The organism is Halalkalibacter alkalisediminis (assembly GCF_028610705.1).
In the GTDB taxonomy this organism is placed as follows: Bacteria; Bacillota; Bacilli; order Bacillales; family Bacillaceae_D; genus Halalkalibacter; species Halalkalibacter alkalisediminis.
Genome location: NZ_JAQQWT010000047.1, coordinates 1 through 19,503, shown reverse-complemented (window position 1 = coordinate 19,503; position 19,503 = coordinate 1). Strand labels below are relative to the sequence as shown.

Here is a 19,503-nt window from a genome sequence, read left to right as displayed (position 1 = left end):
TTTTAAAAATGTTAAATGTAAAATTGGATTCTTGTACGATTCATGAGTTAGGCTTTATGAAATTGATTCAAATATATAAAATTTAAAATAATTAGATAATTATAGGGAATAAGAGATTTTTTAAGTGAGTTAAAGGTATTGCCTGAAATTAACCCGATTTAATAAGTTGCTTGCATGATTGAGATATTGTAAAATTCCCTTATAATTCTAAATTTAAAGACATTTACTTCTAATTCGATGTTTTGAAAGCCCTTTCCTATTATTGAGCAATAAAGATCCATATAGACTATTTTAGATCGATCTATTGAAGTGTAATAGCTAAGCAATGTCTCCTTTAAAAAGGGTGAGAGTTAATCAACAATTTTTTGCTCTAAATTAGATCGATCTAACCAAGCGTGCAGGTTAAACAATTTCTCTTATAAAAAATTAATCAAAGATTCTTCTGTTCAATATTAGATCGATCTATATGTTTAGTTATTTCCCATATAAAACAATGAGTCTCATCATCTTGCTCAATTCCTTTTAAGATTAGTTGAACCAAAATAAGGCTAAGGTTTTCTGAATCTATGTATTAACGAATAAGTTTTTATACTAGCAAAAGAACTGATTAAAGTGGGAGGTGAGGTTCCGGATAATAAATGATTAACATCTGTGAGATCTGCGGGGGAAATTTCATCGTTTTCAATAGAGAGGAGTGTTGCCATTGATTGCATGAAACGAACATAAAACAATGAAATCATGAAAACAATACTTACTAGTAAATGGTAATCCATACGGGATTTTCACCGACATTATTCTATTGGGAGGTTATTTAATTGAACATGAAGAAAATTTTTCTATTAATGATTGCTACATTAATGTTTTTGGGAAGTGTTGTGCCAGTTTCTGCGTCATCTGGAAAAAGTAATCAGTCTCCGCTATTTAAAAACACAAAATTGGAAGCGGTTTCGTTGGATGGTATGGAGAAGCCGGCTATTGATATCACACTCGGCAACAAGTTACCACTGACAGGTTATTTTACCCGTAATGTCACCGTTAATGACGATACACGTACGGTCAAAATTTATGTTGCACCAGACACAACAGTCCGTGATTACTTCACGGTCGTTGCTGCTCCTGAAGGGATGTCTACTGAAGAGTTTCTTCAAAAGACTGACTGGATAGACATAGCTAATAAGAAATCTGAAGGGTTATTTATTCTTGAACCTGGCGAAAGTGGATGGGGCTCTGCTGAAGAAGAACTTGATTATATCAATCAAGCCTTCAATGTGATAAGGGATACTACTTATTACAACACTTTTGGCCTTTTTTATCTAGCAGGCTATGGTGATGGAGGCTCGGCACTTCAAGCCTGGGCAATGGAAAATCCGCATTTTGTAATAAGCTCTGCTTTTATTCAAACTGAAGATTTGGATTCAAATTTTATTGCTAAGACGGGTGCAAAGACATTCTCTGAAAATCAAGACATTTCCTATAGTGAGGTTCCGGTACCAACTTGGTTCGTTAATGATGACTTGAGTTCAGTGGAAAATCTCGTAGACTATTGGAAACAAGCCAATGATACTGTTGAAGAGGGTATTAAATCAAAAGGTCTCTTGGGTGGTACTGTTTTTACACAAGATCAAAGTTCTGAAAATATAGTCACTTCTTATAGTGATGTTCTTTCACAAGTTGCGATCCTTGAAAAAGATGATAAAAGTGTTTATACGAAGGGGTTCACTAAGAAAGTCTATGAATTTCTCTCTTATTATACACGCTATGATAGTACATCTATCAATGGGAACGTGCTTGGAGTAAGACCTGATCATGAGGCGATCGGTGTTGAATATAAGGAAATGAATCTAGGTGGCTACACTCGTGAGTATCTAGTATACATACCAGAGTCAGCACCTAATGAAAATATCCCGGCTGTTTTTGTATTAGCTGGAAATACTCAACCAGCTCGGTTATTCTTCGATGCAAGTCATTGGTGGGATGTGGCTGATAAATACGGCTTCATGCTTGTCATGCCAAGTGAGCAGTATAATTCATCTACTGAATTAACGTGGAATGTCAACTTTAGAGATCATCAACAAGATGATTTTGTATTTTTGGAAGAAGTCATTAAACAAGTCGATAAAGACTATAGCATTGACCCAGGCAAACGTTACCTCACTGGACAATCTTTAGGATCGATGTTTACAAACTATGCTACGGCTATTATGCCAGAATACTTTGCTGCTGTCGGTTCCACTTCAGGTCCTCTTTTAAGAGAAGTTGAAGGTAAAACGGACAAAATTCCAAACTATTTGATTTTTGGTGAATATGATTTATGGAGCTGGGACCATACTGTACCAGGTCGAACAAACAATACAGTTAACTACTGGTTAGATAGAAATGATCTTGGTGACATTGATGATGCTGTGGTGACTTCAGAAGATAGATATAAAACATACACTTGGTATGATGACAGCGACATTCCAATGTATCAATATACTCAAACATCTGGAAGAGCTCATAATTTTATCGTATCAGAAGTATGGAAGCTTTGGGAGGACTGGTTCTCGCACTGGGAGATGGATGAAGAAGGAGAACGTCATTACAATAACAAGGCTGAAGAGCCAGAAGAAACAGAAGGTATCGTTAGCACTCAAGCTATAACAGATATGAAATTGCTTGGGCAGAAACTTGCAGCTGTAGCTATAGAGTATGAGAGTGTAGTAGATTCAAGCTCACTATCTACTCAAAGCTATGAAATCATGGACCTTGACTCATCTGGTGAAACAATGGCTACTGCTGAGATTAGCAAGGTATATACGAATAATAAGCCAGAAATGAGAACGGACGGCAAATCAGTGCCAGGTAAATATGTCATTGTTGAGATTGCAGACAGCTCTAGAGTAGGTATCATGATGACGGACTATGTTTACTATGATGAAAATGGACAAAAACAAGTCCAACCTTATTGGTTAAAGAAAGATGTAAATACAACGGTACAGCAATTAGAAGATATTTTAGCTAAGAATGGTAAAGTCATATCAAAAGCTAGCACATCAGAAATGGGAATGACAAAAGAAACCGTTCAGTTAAAATATGATGAATTTGAAGATTTGCTAACAATCCCAAGTAGCAGCGGAGAAGATCATATCATGGTTAAATATCGTCTGCCCAAAAACTATAACCCTGCAAAGAAGTATCCAATTATGATGTCACTTACTGGAATGGGAACATCCTTTTGGCAGGTGAATGGTGAAGATAACTTTGGAACGAGCATAGCGATTGATAAATCAGCGACAGCATGGATGGAAGAAGAGGATATGATTATTGTATCAACACATTATCGTTCTTCCGTTCCTCAATCGATGCAAGACACATACAGTGCATCCGACGATATAATCGCGACCTATGAGTACTTTATTGAAAACTTTTCAGTTGATACAGACAGAGTTTATTTAACAGGAAACTCTATGGGAACAGCGAAATCTTTTGAAGTACTCATGAAGAGACCAGATCTAGTTTCAGCATTTATCGTTGCTAACGGTGCAGTTAATCCAGGACCAAGGGCATATCCTGACTCTCGTAAAGATGAGTTAAAAGAAGAATTAGCGGAAGTGGCAGATGCAGGAGTAGCGATTTGGTTCCATCATGGTTTAAATGATCGATCAATCACAATTCAAAGAGCGCAAACGGCTTATCAAGCATTACTAGAGCTACATGAAGAAAACGGTAGAAGCCAAGAGTGGATTGAAGAACATTTAAAATTCACGACATATTCTAACGAGGACTTTATTGTTGATGGATTGGATATTGGACCGCCAATTTATCATTCAGCTACCAAACTAGCGTATGAAATCTCCTTTAATTCATCATGGGAAGATAGACTTCCTGACGGAGAAAGAGGTATTGGTATTCGTGAATGGGTAAAATCAAAATAACATTTATATATATAGGGGGATTTAACATGAAAAAGTTACTTGGGGGAGTTTTGATGTCCACACTACTTGTACTTGGTGCATGTGGTGGTGGAAACGGAGGAAGTAGCAATTCGAATCCTGCGAGCGGTGATGCAGAAGCGCCAGTAGCAGAAACAGTTGAAGCAAAAATAATGAAGCTGGCTGTTGCTACTCCAGATGAAAGATCCCTAACAAAGGGTTTAGTAAAATTTGGTGAGAGTATTGAAGAACAAACTGGTGGTTCCATAGACGTAGAGATCTACTCGAATGGTTCATTAGGTGGTGACCGTGAAGTGCTTGAAGGAATACAATTAGGCACAATCCAAGGGACAACTGTTTCAACTGGTCCGATCGCACAATTTTCATCGCGTTTCAATGTCTTTGATTTACCGTTCTTATTTCCAAATACAGATATAGCCTATGAAATTCTTGATGGACCTGTTGGTGAAGAGTTGCTAGGTGACTTGCCTGAACAAGGTATGATTGGTTTAGGATATTGGGAGAACGGATTTAGACACCTAACTAATGATGTTAAAGAAGTAAAAACGGTTGACGATATCAAGGGATTAAAAATCAGAACTTTAGAAAATAATCTTCATATGGACATGTGGAGAGAACTTGGTGCTAACCCAACTCCGATAGCCTATACTGAATTATTTGCTGCTCTTCAACAAAGAGTTGTTGATGGTCAGGAAAATCCAGTTGGGAATATAACAACAGCTAAATTCTATGAAGTTCAAAAATACTTAACAAAGACAGGGCATATTTATAATGCTAGTCCACTTTTAATTAGTAAGTCTTTCTGGGACTCTTTAACAGATGAAGAAAAAGAAGTTGTTAAGAAGGCTGCTGAAGAGGCTAAAATCTACCAACGTGAATTAAACCAACAAGAAGATGCTGACGCAACTGCACAATTAATTGAATTAGGTATGACAATTACTGAACTGTCTTCAGAAGAACAAGCAAAAATGTTTGAACTGGCTCAACCTGTATACGGAAAGTACTCTGCTGAAATTGGAGAAGACTTTGTGAATAAACTACTTGAGACAATTGAAGCTTCAAAGTAAGATTGATTCTCAAGGTGGATGAACTCCCCCTTGAGAATTTTTATGGTTTGACAAATTTATTTTAAGGCAAACAGAAAGGGGCTTTTGGGCTTTTTAGTGTGTGAATTTATAGGGGTGTTGTAAAGAAAGAAGTGGCATGCAAAATCTGTCTCCCGCTGACGGGAGAATTTAAGCAAAAAAGTACATATTAGTGCGCTTAAATTGGGGATTAGTATCAATTAATTGAAACTATAAGGGTCTCTTTTAAGGATGCAAAAGAAGGGGGGAGCTGCTAATGAACAAGGCTCATCCCTTCATTACATATTTTTGTTTTCTGGTTAACTTATTTTTAACGAACTTCTCTTATTCTTGCTTTTCTTTTTGTTGGCACGTGCTGGTGTATAACCGTTGGCATAAAACGTTCCTTGACCAATTTCTAGTTTTTCGATGAGTTCTTCATGACTTGTAACATGGTTATGTTTGCAAGCTTGAAGATATACTTGCGCAGCCACTTGTGCGTCTTCGAGTGCATGGTGGTGTTTAAATTGAATTTGTAAATGCTCTGCGACCACATTCAATGAATAACTATGTAGACCATGCCATGTTTTTTTAGAAACATTCACAGTACAGTTATAAGAAAACGAAGGATATTCGAGCCTGCACTCATCGAGTGAGTACCTCAATACAGACATATCAAAACTTGCATTATGGGCAATGACGAGGTTTCCTTCTAGTAAATGGGAGATGTCCTTCCACGCTTCATGAAATGAGGGGGCGTTTTTGACATCTTCAGGAGTAATCCCATGGATTCTCACACAAATGGGGTCAAAGTACATATCGTTTGGTTTAATTAATTGGTAGTATTCTTCAGCAATCTGGCCATTTCTCACAACAACAAGTCCAATCGAGCAAACACTCGAACGATTTGTATTAGCTGTTTCAAAGTCTATCGCAACAAAATTCAACCGGACTCCTCCTAAATAAAAAGTATCAACGTTCTAATTAGTCTCTTAATATTTAAGTATAACGTAGATTTATGTGAATTCCATAGAAAATATTAAATGGATAGGCTTTTGAACGTAGGAGGTGGAATCATATAAAAAAACGTTCCCGCACAAGAGCGAACTGTGTATTCTTCAAATTTAACTTAATCCTTGCTAACGAGCTGATTGATCGGTGAGAGCATTTTACTTGTTTCGAAATAGGTGATATCGACGTTATCTGAAACATGGAGATAAAAGATTGTAATCGTACTTGAATGAAGTTAATGTGATTTTTTAAGCGAAAATAACTAGAGCAGGGAGATTTTTAACGTTCTCCCTGCTCTTTTTCGTCATTTTATTTTCTGCTATTTAATAACGCACGATGCGCATTAACAATTCCATGTCCATAAAGCTCATCATATCCAGTTTGACCTGCGTCAACAGCTGTTTGTTGAATGCGTGTTTGAACTTGATTTGGAGAAGGTTTCTGGCCTGTTTCAACTAGTACTTGTGCAATGTATGCTGCAGCAACCCCGGAAACTTGAGGAGCGGCCATTGATGTACCACCTTTCCAACCATATCCTTTACCAAATAATGCTTCAGCTTCTGGGCCTCTTCCTCCAAACTCCATGTAAGTTGGAACTGTACTTAAAACTAAGTATTTACTTCCGCCAGCACGATCAGGTCCTAAATCTCCACCTGGAGCACTTACGTTTATGGCACCATTTCCATAGTTAGAATAGAAAGCTAAGCGATCTTCTGTACCAAAGCCAGCACCAGTTGCAGAAACAGTAATTACTCCTGGTATTTGTGCAGGAACAAAGAATACAGCTCCTCGTGCTTCCCAACCATCATTACGGTTAGCGTTTTGCCACTCGGCTACTTTAGCTGGGCTTTTTAAATCTTGTTCAGAGTTTCCTGCAGAAGATACAATGGTTACACCTTTGTTTACTGCGTAACGGATAGCGCGGTTATATGCTACGTAATCTGCAGCGCTATTTCCACCACTAATTGTTTCTTTAGTTTCAGGATCTGTAAAAAACCATTGTCCTAGTAGCCTTGTTCCACCTAGACTCATGTTAATCACATCAACACCATCATTAGCCGCTGCGATGATGGCATCAGTAATCCAAATTTGTTGAGCTCCACCAGTTGCTCCAAAAACACGGTAAGATCTTAATGTCACTCCTGGAGCAACACCTTTCATGCTACCTTCTGCACCAATTGTTCCAGCGACGTGAGTACCGTGGCTATTATAATCCCAAGAATCTGTAACTCCCTCAGTACCAGGTACGAAGGTTCTAGAACCTTCTAAATCTACATGGTTTTTGAGATCAGGATGGTTAAAATCAAAGCCACTGTCAATGACAGCTACTACAACTTCATTTCTAGCATCCTTGTGAATATCATGACTAGCGCCATTATTAGTAACTTGTTCAATATCCCATTGGTAGCCAGACTCCCAAATGTTAGCGATAGGTGTTTCACTAGAAGCTACTTCACTAGCTTCATTAAAGTCAGGTAAATCTAGTGTAACCTCTTGAGAAGGTCCAACAGATAAGACGTTAAGGTTATTCATGATTTCTTTTAAAAATGAAGCCGGAGTGTCGGTTGTAACTTCAACAGTTCCTATTTGTGGTACCTCGTACGTAATTTCTCCACCTGCTGCTGATATGATTTCGTTCACGTCGTTTGGTAGACTTTCAGACTTAAAAACGACTAATAAACGCTCAGGGTCAATTTCTGTCTCAACAGTACTACTAGCAAAGGCATTAAAACTTAAAGAAGATAGAGCTAATACGAAGGTAAGGAAAAAAATAAAAGATTTTCTGAATGGTCTGTTCATAGTGGACCCCTTCCGATATGTATTTTTCTTAAATATGAACCCTTTTTCGATCCTCCTCTCCTAGTGACTGATTTCATTGTAGTTCAACCTGGTTTTTATTTCGCATAACGAAAGACTTAATTATCAGAATAGTGAATGCGATCTAAAGGCTTACATAAATTTGAAATTGGAATGAGCTCTGATAGTATCTGAGTAATAAGGTGTGGTGAAATGGTCATTTCATATATGTAGGTTGAGTAAGCTGGATTCCTTGAATACTTTAAAATAGAAAATAACTAAATTAGGATCAAATGGGGGAGGCGTTTTATTCTATTAAGATGGAGACTCTGACTGCCATATGGAAAGTTGTATAAAGAAGCTGGATAACTACGTGTGGAAGGATTAGTACTTAAAGCATCTAAGTATGAAACCCCTCAAGATGAGATTTCCCATGGAGTAATTCATTAGAGATGAGGTTGATAGGTCTGGTGTGGAAGCGTGGTGACGCGTGGAGCTAACAGATACTAATCGGTCGAGGGCAGATCCAATTTAATTCTTAATGTTTCTAGTATGCATTAACTAGTTTTGAGAGAACCATCAAATGTGAACTAAGTGAACCAACAGGTAATTCGATGGTCAAGGTATTTTCTAGAAAATACCTTATATACTAGTCTGGTGGCGATAGCGAAGAGGCCACACCCGTTCCCATGCCGAACACGGTCGTTAAGCTCTTTTGCGCCGATGGTAGCTGGGGCTTCCCCCTGTGAGAGTAGGACGTTGCCAGGCCAATTTAAGCATTCCGTTGAGGAATGCTTTTCTATTTTATATGCTATTAAATAATCAAGTGTCCCGTTTCCTTAACAGCCATTTCCATCTTGGAAATGTCTAACATCGTTTCATCAAACTCAACGGTAACGATATCGGTATTTTCATTTCCTTCTGCTGAAATAACACCGTCGATAGCTTTCAGTGCCTCAACAACATCGGGAATGCAATGACCACAACTCATTTTTTCGATTTGAAGAGAAATATGTTTCATGAATGCTCTCCTTGTTTTTTTTCTAGTTTTTGAATAAAACTTAATTGTATGCAACCGAGATTGATTAATTTTCACTCATCTTGATTCATGAAAAGCTTTCTAAATAATCATGAAGTAAGATCATCTTTAAGGAGATGCTTTTTTTGTATATATGAATTTTTATAATTATATATGGTAGTTTTTATTCGATCTGATAATGATGAGAAATTTTTTTCGTATGTTGATGACATTACATAGATGTTGTATGGATAACAAAAGTAAGTGGAACGCCTGAGTGTTAAACAAAGAAAAGGAGCCTCAAATAATCGCTAAATGCTACCTTTTGAGTCTCCCTCTTTTTTTAATTCTCCAACATACAATCGTGCTTTGTAAAATTCTTGCTCGGTGCTGCTCCTGCCGTTCCGTGATGGGTTCCATACATCTCTTTTACTTGTTGAACAGTCATATCTTCATGCATGGATAACTTCTGTCCAAAATTAAAGATTCCATATGAATTTCCCTTTTGGCTTTCTGGTTCCATCGCTAATACATTTCCTGTCCCCAATGCTAATATTGATACTGTTAGGACTGTTAAAACGATTGCTTTCATTGGTTATCATCTCCTTCATACTTTCTAATTTAAGAATAGAGATAAAATGTGAAGGAACTATGTGGAAACATTGACGAGAAAAAGAACATAATATTAAAGAATATTTCATTCTGCCGAGGTAGGGTTCTACATGAGAGCTCTAAATGTTTTAGATGCTTCACTCCTTATTGTTCTTATAAATAGTTTACATTTATTATGTGGCAGAGGGCATAATTCACTATAAGAACATATGGAAGGTTGGGTCAGTTATGGAAACCAAGTTAACTTCAGCAGAAGTTTCACAATTATGGGGTACTTTTATGGGAGACAGTTCCCAAATATGTGTATTGAGTTATTTTATAGATAATGTCGAAGATGCAAATGTAAAAGCAATCTTACAATTTGCTCGTGATACAGCTGGTAGTCATATCAAGAAAATAGAAACCATGTTCAGTCAGGAAGGCCATGAAGTTCCACATGGTTTTAAAATAGACAAAGATGTAACAACATCTGCGCCGAAAATGTTTTCTGATAACTTTATGCTGGAGTATATACATGAATTTGCTCGGATTGGATTAAGGGGGCACAGCGTTAACTTGTCCGTTGCGGTTCGACAAGATTCTACGGAATTTTTTAAAGAGTGTTTATCAGATTCTGTTCAATTGTATGAGATGGCTAAAGATTTATTAATTTCAAAAGATCTTTATATTAGGTCAGCGTATCTTGAAACCGAACACAAAGTAGATTATGTAGAGCATCAAAATTTTCTAGCGGGATTTTTTGGTGATAAAAGACCGTTAACGGTTCCTGAAGTTACAAATTTATATATGAACTTTCAAAGAAATGCATTGGGAGCAGCCACCTTAATCGGTTTTAGTCAGATGGCACAATCACAGGAGGTTAGAAAATACTTTATAAGGGGCAAAGAAATTGCAGAAAAACATTGTGAGATTGTAGGATCGCACTTAAAGAAGAATGACTTACCTACATCGGTCTATTGGGATTCTGAAATAAGTGAAGATACGCATGTTGTTTTTTCAGATAAGTTAATGATGTACATAGTTCATGCACTTACAAGTGTTGGAATGAGTTTCTATGGCCTAGGGATGGGAACCAGTCTTAAAAAGGATTTAGGGGTCATGTACAATCGATTCTTAGCAGAAATTCAATTATTTGCAGAAGATGGAGCAAATATCTTAATTGAAAAGAGTTGGCTCGAGTCCCCTCCGAAAGTGAGAGAGAGCTAAGGAACACTCAAAAGTAATACTTGAAGTGTGGGGATGACTAAAATGGTCAACTCTCTTCTTTTTGTATAAAGGTAAAAGAGGCCACACCCGTTCCCATGCCGAACAAGGTCGTTAAGCTCTTTTGCGCCGATGGTAGTTGGGGGCTTCCCCTTGTAAGAGTAGGACGTTGCCAGGCAAAGTGAAAGCATTCCGTTAAGGGATCTTTTTTTGTGGTTGAATCAAGGCAGGGGAGCTAAAGTTTTTTTGAGAAAGCGAGCAACTCGTTTGAAATGAATCGATGAAATTAGGTACCTGAGAAAAACGGTTTACGTGAATCAGCTTTTCTCTGGTGCCTTGTTAGTTTCTTGATCTCTTTTCACCTAGAAGGTGATTGTGTGGAAGAGGGGAAATTAAACGAAGTCGAGAAGACGAACTTATACCACTAATTGAAGAGTCTGAACCGAAAGCTTTCATTATTTCCTATGAACCAAGAAGATTTAAGGTGTTACTAAAAATGCTGAAAAGAAACAAAATACTGGCGGAATAACAGATGGTCAGTATTCTGACTTTATGTACCATTTAATCAAGTAAAGAAAGACACTGCTTAATAGATAAAGAAGTCTAATCTGTATTGGGTTTAGAACTTAGGTAAAGGAATAAATAATAAAGTGCTTACAAAAAATAGTGTTAACTTTATAAAGAAGAATTTCTAGCATGATAGCTAAATCTATGTACAGATCTCTTAACGAAAGGAGTCACTATGACGACACAAAATTCGGTGAAATTTGATTTACATACACATAATCAAATGTGTGGTCATGCCATTGGCACAATTGAAGATTATGTGAAAGCAGCAGTAGAAAAAGGGTTGAACATGATTGGCATTTCCGATCACGCACCTTACTTTCACAGTGAAGAAGATCACCCTCAACCAGGTATTACAATGGCGAAGACGCATTTTAAGAGATATGTAAAAAAGGTTTTGCGCTTAAAAGAAAAATATGCTGGTCAAATTGAAGTTTTTCTTGGGATTGAAAGTGATTTTTTCCCTGCGCATAGTGAGATTTATAAGCAAATTTTAGTTGAACATCCGTTTGATTATGTGATTGGTTCGGTTCACTATGTTGATGAAATAAGTATTTTTAAGAAAAGTCGCTGGGAAGGGCTAACAAATACGGAAAAAGTAAAAACGAAAGAAAGATATTATCACCTCATCGAGCAATCTGCGCGTAGTGGAATGTGTGATATTCTCGGTCATATCGATGCGATGAAAGGATTTTATCCAGAATTTTCTAATATACAGGTTAAAGCACTTGAGCACACGTTGCGTGTGATTGGGGAATACGAATTAGTAATCGAAATAAATACGTCCGGAAAGACAAAGGATTGTGGTGGTTGGTACCCAGCAGATGACATTTTAGAAAGAGCTCTTTATCACAAGGTGGGTGTGACTTTTGGTTCGGATGCACATAATCCTGATCGTGTAGGGGACGAGTTTGAAGAAGTGCAGAAACGATTAAAAGAAATCGGCTTTAAGAATTTGAATTATTTTTCCGGTAGACAGAAGCAATCGATTCCAATTTAACAAAAGTAACAATCCAAAGAGATAGTGAGGCAAAATGCTTCGCTATCCTTTTTTGACTGAATGGGTTTCGTTTTGTCTTTATTAATAGCTGCTAAATGTTATGTATGAGTGGATCCCAAGTCGCTCGGATATTTCAGACATAAAGCGATACAACATGGTAGGAACACGAGAGCTGTTTTCGTTTGGGATGGGTAAAAAATTTGAGAGGTACACCGGACGATGATTAGATCGTTGCTTATAAAATATGGAGGAGATGAGAAGCATAATAAAATCAAATAAAAGAAAATCGCTCAAATCGCTCAAAGAATTGGTTAGCTCAATGTTGTTTGAATAAAAATATGTTGAAGACGGGATCGTACAGGGGGGATTTATCATGTTAATCGTTTATATTGTTGGTATATATTTTTTGTATGTGCTGATTTCTGGAGTTATTCTCTTTAAGTTTTCCAAGCATAAAAAGAGCCGCTATATAGATGAACATAAGATTGAACGCTTTTTTGGTGAAAAGGAGTCTCAGGATAAAGTGGCTCTTGTAGAAAAGAGGTATGAATCAGGACTTGCTCGAATTAACTTAATTGAAAATGCAAAAGAAACATTGGATATTTCTTACTATATGATTAGCCCTGGTTTAGCAGGTACTATTTTTCATACCAGCATTGTTGATGCAGCCGATAGAGGGGTTAAGATTCGAATACTTCTAGACGGATTATCTCATCATATGAGGGGAAAGAAGAAAGACATTATTTATTCTTATTCTGAACATCCCAATATACAGTTAAAATTTTACGAACCTTTTGATGCATGGCGCCCTTGGACTTGGAATAACAGGCTTCATGATAAAATTATCGTCGTGGATCGTGAAGTCGCTATGATAGGTGGACGAAATATTGGTGATAAATATTTTGCTCCCGTAGGCTATGAGGGGGCAACAAATGATCGTGATGTTGTCATTGTTAATACAGATGTCGAAAATCTAAAAGACAGCGTCATTTCTAAAGTGAAAGAATATTATGACTATGTTTGGAATCATAAATTTTCCCGCTGTCCAGTTACTCATTTAACAAAGAAGCAACAAAAAATGGGACAAAGAAAACTTTCTGATTTAAGAGAGCTTTTTAAAACCTTGGTCGAGTCTCAACCTAACTTATTTAAACAGGAGATAAATTGGAGAGACAGGTCTTTGCCAGCTAATAAAGTCACTTTCATTCATAATCCTATTGAGCGTTTTAATAAAGAGCCTTGGGTTTGGTATGAGATATCAAGATTAATGAGGAAAGCAAAAGAGTCTATTCTCATTCAAAGTCCCTATATTATTCCTACTATTGATATGCAGAAGCATCTAAATAAGAAACATCTTTATGCTGATGATGTGAAGGTTCTGACGAATTCAGTTGCTGCTTCCCCAAATGTTATGGCTTATTCTGGCTACAGACGCTTTCGAAAAAAAATAGTCGGATCAGGGGTCAATGTTTATGAGTTTCAAGGACCGACTGAATCGTATCATACTAAATCATTTATATTTGACAATAGAATTAGTCTAGTTGGTTCTTTTAATTTAGATCCAAGAAGTGCACATCTAAGTACAGAAATAATGGTGGTTATTGACAGTAAACCATTTGCCAACCAGATGAAGAGTGAGATTGATCGTATTATTACTCATAACAGCCTTCATGTTAAAAGTGATGGTTCATACAGCGATCATCCATTTATTGAAGAAAAAATGGTGTCGCCCGTAAAGTCAATGGTTACTCGAGTTCTATCAGGTCTTACTCGCTTTAGTGAACATTTGTTATAGTTCAATTGAAGGTGTAATCTGTAAATAGAATGATTATTTAGAATGTCTATTGGTTTTGGTGTTGTGTCCATAGGCAGGCACTATTTATACTGAGGCGTCTTATATAGGCGATTATAGGTCTATTTTCGTTGTATAAATTAAACGGTAAATTCCTTATTTATCACACGGTCCAAACGTGACCTTGCAAACAGTGAAGGTGAAAAGGGGCGTGTTCTTTTAGACGAGCAAGTGGAGGATATTATCAATGCATTAGCTTTTTACAAGCCCAGCCAGAAGTTAATCCTGAGCAAGTTGGTTTAATTGGTTGGGGAATGGGTGGATCCAATGTTGTTCGAGTGGCAGCAAAGGATAAGCGTGTAAAAGCTGTTGCCGCACTTAATGGTTTCTTTGATGGAGAACGCTGGTTAAAATCGATTCACTCCTATGTTGAATGGATGGAAATCGTAAAAACAGTAGAAGACGACCGAGTACACCGTGTGACAACAGGCCAATCACAAATGGCTGATCCATTTATTCATTACCCTCTAGACCCAGCAACAAACGATTATGTTCAAAAGGAATTAGTTCCGCTATCTCCTTTTGGTAAACAAACGCAACTTCAATTTATAGATTCTATTATGAATATGAACGCTGAGAAGGGTGTATCAGATATTTCAGTACCTTTATTTATCGGGCACGGTAAAGACAATTTATTACATCCTCTTGCTGAATCAACTAACTTGTATGAAGCGGCAAGTGAACCGAAGCAACTGTACATCATAGATGGTAAGCATAATGACTTTATGTACCATGAGCACCCAGTATTTCAAAAGCTAGTTAATGAATTAACTGTATTCTTCAATACTAGTCTAGCTTTTAATCAAGTAGAGAAAGTAACGGAGTTGAACCTAATTCAGACTGTTACCGAGTTTTGGAACTCATGCCGCCTACTAAGCATGTAAAGCTGCTAGATATTGGGTGTGGCGAAGGAAAAGACGCTGTATTTTTCGCAAGAAACGGGTATGATGTTACAGCATTTGATATATCGAATGCAGGGATTGAAAAAACAAGAAACTTGCTGCTAGGGGCTAGGGTTGATGTGAAAGGCGGGTCTTTCCGATTTTTTTCGACTAACTGAGCATTTTGACATTCTTTTTTCAAGTGGAGTTTTGCATTATGTTAAGCCTAAATACCGTCAAGAAATCTTATATATATAAGAATTACACGAACAAAGATGGAATGCATTTCTTTAATGTATTCGTTCAAAAGCCTTTTATAGCGCCGCCTCCTGAAAATGAACCTTACTCTTATGATTGGAGTTATCTCATTACCACGTCTGGTGCATTGAGAGTAGCCCTGAAGTGATCTTTGATTGTCAATCGTCAGGAATACCACATCAACACGCCATGAGTAAGATCGTCGCAAAGAAGGTTAGATTATGAGGGGTTTTGTGGAAGAATAATCAAAAGCACTGGAGTTAATGTACTGCACCTCAAAAGTTAGAGTGAAAAACTAATTTTTTGGGGTCACATCATTAAATCCAGTGCTCTTTTGGTTGTTGGCTATTAACTCAAGATTTAAATTTTCAATTGTTGCTATAATGCATCACGACATCTCTTAATTCTGTCAAATTAACAGGCTTTGTTAAATAGCCCTGGCAGCCTTGTTCTAATGCAAGGTCAATGCTAGATTCGAGAGCCTCTGCACTGATCGCTATGACTGGGATATGCTTGGTGAGTGCATGAGTTTTCAAATCATTTAGGACGTTTAATCCGTTTGTATCTGGTAGGTGGAGATCTAATAGAATGAGGTCTGGCTGCATTTCAATTGCTTTGTGATAGCCATCCTTTCCGGTCATCTCACTAGTAAGTTGGATATCTGTTATAATGTGTAACATCGAAGACATCAAATCAATATTATCTTGGTTGTCTTCTATATATAGTACGTTCAAGTCGTCTGTAGATGGATGTTGGTGTGTTGCAGATGGTTGTAAGGCAACCAAACATGGTTGAGTGGAAGCGAATCCTTTGAACGAAACCCAAAAGTTGGAGCCGTTGCCTTCTTCACTTGTGACCCCGTATGATCCATTCATTTTATTCGTCAATTGAGACACGATCGCAAGTCCAATGCCTGTTCCTTTCCATTTGCTCTTACTAGTTTCGCTTCTATAGAAAGGGTCAAAAATAAGGTGAAGCTCACTGTCAGAAATCCCAATTCCAGTATCTTTGACATGAATTTTAATTTCTTCCCTTAGTTCATCAAAATCAATGAAAACCGAAATTTCTCCATGTGGTTGATTGTATTTAATCGCATTGGTGAGTAAGTTCGTGATCACTTGAGTTAAGCGTAATCGGTCTGCTTCAATGTAGAGATTATCATCAATATGATCGACCTTTATCATAATGTCAGAGTGGTTAAAATCAAAGATTGCACTTACGCTGTTATCGATAAACGTTTTTAAATGAATTGGTTCTTTGTTTATGGTCACTTTTCCAGCCTCTATAGCGGAAAAATCGAGGATCTCCTCGATCAATTTTAATAGATCGTTTGAGGCACCAAAGATTTTTTGGATGTTTTTTTGAAGACGTTGGTGGCTTCCTTCTAACATCAGAATTTGTGCGTACCCTTGTATAATGTTTAAGGGGGTCCGTAAATCATGACTCATTTGGGAGAGGAACGTTGTCTTCATCGCATTTGCGTTTTCTGCATGTCTTTTTGCTTCATAAAGAATCTGTTCGCGTTCTTGTTGATATGCTTTTTCCTTGAGTAAGCGACTGTTCTTTTTCTTTAGACGCTGGTTTTCATTTTCGATATTTTGTAATCTTGCCTTTTCGGAAGGGGACATGGCTAGCAGATTCTTTTTATTATAAAATGGTGATTTTTCAATTTGCTCATCGGTCATGAAATAGCCGTGTACTTTGAGCATTTCATTTTGAATATAGGAAGGGGTAAAGAGGGCGTTGTATGCGCAAACCGATATGACGTTTTCTCCTCCCATAAATTCATCGCAGTCACACTCGTATTTTCTTAACTCTGAAAGTAAGGCGTCCTTCGCTAAAACCTGACCCCATAAACGGGTTGTTCGATACGGGTCTATGGTTGGTTTTAAAAGTTTAAGAAGGCTCTGAAAGCTGTGATCGGCTTCGAATTGTTTGTTGTTGGAATACTGTCTCATTTGGTCGATATACGTAATGGTTTTAAGATCTTGTTCTGAGTAGCCTTGTTGGATGAGTTGCTTATTTATTTCATTGAAAAACTCTTCACTTTCAATCAGGATGATCAGATGGCCTTTGGTCAGGCCCTCTGTGATAAAATGAATAGCATTGCTTATATATTTAGTAGACTCATTAAACATATAAATGATATGAGCCCCATTTTCAATTAAACTACTATTTGTTAGTTGTGGTAGAGTGTAAAATTCAGTAAGAACAGCCGATGGTGATTCTCTACTTTCCATAAATGTTCATCCTCCGTATCGTATTTTCTGAAGTGATAATGAGGAAGCTCGGGTATTTCCTAATCATTTCCTCTTAAAAAGCGCATCATGTTCCTATACCATATATAATAGGAGATGTTGTAAATTGTAAATAACGTTTCATGATATGGATACATTTTCTAATCGTTCTGGCTCACCATGTTTGACTTGGGAATCGTTTTTTTTAGGGTTTTTAAAGTAGCTACCCTTTCACTAGTTTAGATAATGCAGGTGGTGAAACGTGTAATGACTAAAAATCAAGTTATGAGGAAATACAACATCGCAATTGCTGAGGATCATGAGGATTCTAGGCATATCATAGAGAGCTTTATTTGCTACTTGCCAAACATGGAAGTGGTGTTTAGAGGGAAGGATGGCAAAGAATTATTAGATTTTCTGATGAACCAAAAAATAAAGGTCGATATTGCTCTAGTCGATATACGCATGCCAAGACTAAATGGGATCGAGACTATGAAAGTTTGTAAACAATTCGCTCCTGATCTTAAATGTATCTTTATAACAGGATATGAAGAGTATGCCGTAGAGGCCTTTTCGGTATCAGCAGTTGACTATGTGGTGAAACCGATTCAGCAGCAACGGCTATATGAGGCTCTTCAAAAAGCGGTTTATTTAATCGATCTAGAAAGTGAACCAATCATCACTCCTTTAAGCCCCGTGAATTCGGGAAAGGTAATAATAAAAAAAGGTCGATCGACTTTTTATCTTTCAATAGATATGATTTACTTTATTGAAAAGGATGGAAAAAAAACAAAGGTACATACGAAGAATGGGGTTTATGACACGTTCGAATCTCTTGATTCTATCGAAAAAGAGATGAAGCATTCATCCTTCTTTCGAACCCATCGTTCCTATCTTGTAAATCTAAGCAATGTTTTGCGCATTGAGGCATCTGGTAAGACGTACTTAGCCTATTTTGTTAACTATAGTAAGGCTGCTCATATTTCCAAATTGAAAATTAGTGAAGTACAAAAGCTTATTCAATAGAAAGGTTGAGTTTTCTTTTACACCTGCATGTATGCATGCGGGTCTTTTTCATTGTGTTGGAAAGGACCAAAAAGGGGATGGAAGGGAACGAGCTAGTAGTAATAGGGGGAAAAACAGGCTTGAAAGGGGACTGCCAACGTTAGACAAAGATAAGAAGGATTCGATAAAGTTGTTTACTAGATGAAAATACTGTTAGGTGGTAAACGAAATGAATGCAACGAAAATACTGGTTTTTCAGGAATATCAGGGCTTAAATTTATTAATTGAAAACATTTTGAGAGAAGATGGATATGAACATATTTATACGATAAGCGACCCAGAATCTGTCGTAGCAGCATATAACGATTTAAAACCAGATGTGTTCCTCTGTGAGATCGAGTTACATCATCAATTTGAGAACTTCATAGATTTAATCCTAAGTACAGAGAGAACGGCATTAATGTCTAAATTGATTTGTATCATTAGTAAGAACAACCAGTTGATGAAAGTTAGTACGGAAAGACTTGGAGTAAAGCGTTATTTAGAAAAGCCCTTTTTTATTGAAGAAGTTAAAATAATGGTGGATGATTGTTTGTAGGTGGGTGTCTTTGTTCGAGTGTAAGGATTTGGGAGGAGGAGACACTGTTTTATATGCATTTAAGATTTCCTAGATTATAAACAGAGAGAAATGAGGTTTATTTTTAGTTGATAGGTGTATATAGAATGTACTCAATAATTGCCAAAACGTGTTGCTATTGTGATTGGTATGTATTAAATTAATAAACTTAGTCGCAAAAAGTGGTTTTAAATTAATTATTGCGCAGAATGATTTAGTGTGTTATAGTATTACTTGTCGCCTTTAACGATTGATTGTTTCGTAACGAATTGCAAAAAAAACTTCCGAAAAAAGTTATTGCGTAGAATTGTTCGTTGTGTTATGATGTTAAATGTCGCTAACGAAGTGACAGTTATTAACGCTAGTTAATAACCAAGTAGTTCTTTGAAAACTGAACAAAAGCCAAGCGAAAAGAGAAAACATGATTTTCTCGTCAATTTTTAGCAATTT

General features: G+C 37.0%; 14 protein-coding genes and 2 rRNA genes. 11 read left to right on the top strand and 5 right to left on the bottom strand.

Annotated elements, in window-relative coordinates; all coding sequences use genetic code 11:
• The first annotated feature begins 821 nt into the window (after positions 1-821).
• Positions 822-3,914 carry an alpha/beta hydrolase-fold protein gene (locus tag PQ474_RS23735; protein WP_273848053.1) on the top strand — a complete coding sequence of 1,031 codons (3,093 nt, stop codon included), beginning with the start codon at positions 822-824 and terminating at the stop codon, positions 3,912-3,914.
• A 26-nt stretch (positions 3,915-3,940) separates the two neighbouring features.
• Entirely contained in the window at positions 3,941-4,999 is a 1,059-nt protein-coding gene (locus PQ474_RS23730; RefSeq protein ID WP_273848051.1) for a TRAP transporter substrate-binding protein, read from the top strand.
• A 317-nt stretch (positions 5,000-5,316) separates the two neighbouring features.
• On the opposite strand, the gene PQ474_RS23725 is transcribed toward PQ474_RS23730, so the two are convergent.
• The gene (locus PQ474_RS23725; RefSeq protein WP_273848050.1) at positions 5,317-5,943 is read right to left on the bottom strand and encodes an exonuclease domain-containing protein; all 627 of its coding nucleotides are present in this window, start codon (positions 5,941-5,943) and stop codon (positions 5,317-5,319) included.
• Between the two features lie 373 nt (positions 5,944-6,316).
• Positions 6,317-7,807 carry a S8 family serine peptidase gene (locus PQ474_RS23720; RefSeq protein WP_273848049.1) on the bottom strand — a complete coding sequence of 497 codons (1,491 nt, stop codon included), beginning with the start codon at positions 7,805-7,807 and terminating at the stop codon, positions 6,317-6,319.
• 650 nt (positions 7,808-8,457) lie between these two features.
• Here PQ474_RS23720 and rrf (PQ474_RS23715) point away from each other — a divergent pair.
• Positions 8,458-8,572: ribosomal RNA gene (rrf, locus tag PQ474_RS23715) — 5S ribosomal RNA — on the top strand.
• A gap of 46 nt (positions 8,573-8,618) precedes the next feature.
• Here rrf (PQ474_RS23715) and PQ474_RS23710 read toward each other — a convergent pair.
• Positions 8,619-8,825: a heavy-metal-associated domain-containing protein gene (locus PQ474_RS23710; RefSeq protein ID WP_273848048.1), complete on the bottom strand. Its 207-nt coding sequence runs from the start codon at positions 8,823-8,825 to the stop codon at positions 8,619-8,621.
• A 340-nt stretch (positions 8,826-9,165) separates the two neighbouring features.
• Positions 9,166-9,414: a hypothetical protein gene (locus PQ474_RS23705; protein WP_273848047.1), complete on the bottom strand. Its 249-nt coding sequence runs from the start codon at positions 9,412-9,414 to the stop codon at positions 9,166-9,168.
• Positions 9,415-9,662: 248 nt separating this feature from the next.
• On the opposite strand from PQ474_RS23705, the gene PQ474_RS23700 reads away from it, so the two are divergent.
• The 6 genes from PQ474_RS23700 (at position 9,663) to PQ474_RS26490 (ending at position 15,116) form a co-directional block, all read left to right on the top strand.
• Positions 9,663-10,640: a DUF3231 family protein gene (locus PQ474_RS23700; RefSeq protein WP_273848046.1), complete on the top strand. Its 978-nt coding sequence runs from the start codon at positions 9,663-9,665 to the stop codon at positions 10,638-10,640.
• Positions 10,641-10,699: 59 nt separating this feature from the next.
• Positions 10,700-10,815: ribosomal RNA gene (gene rrf / locus PQ474_RS23695) — 5S ribosomal RNA — on the top strand.
• Positions 10,816-11,379: 564 nt separating this feature from the next.
• A complete protein-coding gene (locus tag PQ474_RS23690; protein WP_273848045.1) occupies positions 11,380-12,204 on the top strand; it encodes a histidinol-phosphatase in 825 nt (274 codons plus the stop codon).
• Positions 12,205-12,577: 373 nt separating this feature from the next.
• The gene (locus tag PQ474_RS23685) at positions 12,578-13,999 is read left to right on the top strand and encodes a phospholipase D-like domain-containing protein (RefSeq protein WP_273848044.1); all 1,422 of its coding nucleotides are present in this window, start codon (positions 12,578-12,580) and stop codon (positions 13,997-13,999) included.
• 248 nt (positions 14,000-14,247) lie between these two features.
• Positions 14,248-14,940, top strand: coding sequence for an alpha/beta hydrolase (locus tag PQ474_RS23680; RefSeq protein ID WP_337956403.1), 693 nt, complete (start codon positions 14,248-14,250; stop codon positions 14,938-14,940).
• A complete protein-coding gene (locus PQ474_RS26490; RefSeq protein ID WP_337956402.1) occupies positions 14,919-15,116 on the top strand; it encodes a class I SAM-dependent methyltransferase in 198 nt (65 codons plus the stop codon). Before PQ474_RS23680 ends, PQ474_RS26490 begins: the two co-directional genes overlap by 22 nt.
• Before the next feature lie 447 nt (positions 15,117-15,563).
• Here PQ474_RS26490 and PQ474_RS23670 read toward each other — a convergent pair whose 3' ends face one another.
• Entirely contained in the window at positions 15,564-17,435 is a 1,872-nt protein-coding gene (locus PQ474_RS23670) for an ATP-binding protein (protein WP_273848043.1), read from the bottom strand.
• A 264-nt stretch (positions 17,436-17,699) separates the two neighbouring features.
• Here PQ474_RS23670 and PQ474_RS23665 point away from each other — a divergent pair, with 264 nt between their 5' ends.
• Both PQ474_RS23665 and PQ474_RS23660 read left to right on the top strand, forming a co-directional pair.
• Positions 17,700-18,458 (top strand): LytR/AlgR family response regulator transcription factor, encoded by a 759-nt coding sequence (locus PQ474_RS23665; RefSeq protein ID WP_273848042.1) that lies wholly within the window; start codon positions 17,700-17,702, stop codon positions 18,456-18,458.
• Between the two features lie 208 nt (positions 18,459-18,666).
• Complete coding sequence (locus PQ474_RS23660) at positions 18,667-19,035, top strand: DNA-binding transcriptional response regulator (RefSeq protein ID WP_273848041.1); 369 nt, start codon at positions 18,667-18,669, stop codon at positions 19,033-19,035.
• The last annotated feature ends 468 nt before the right edge of the window (positions 19,036-19,503 follow it).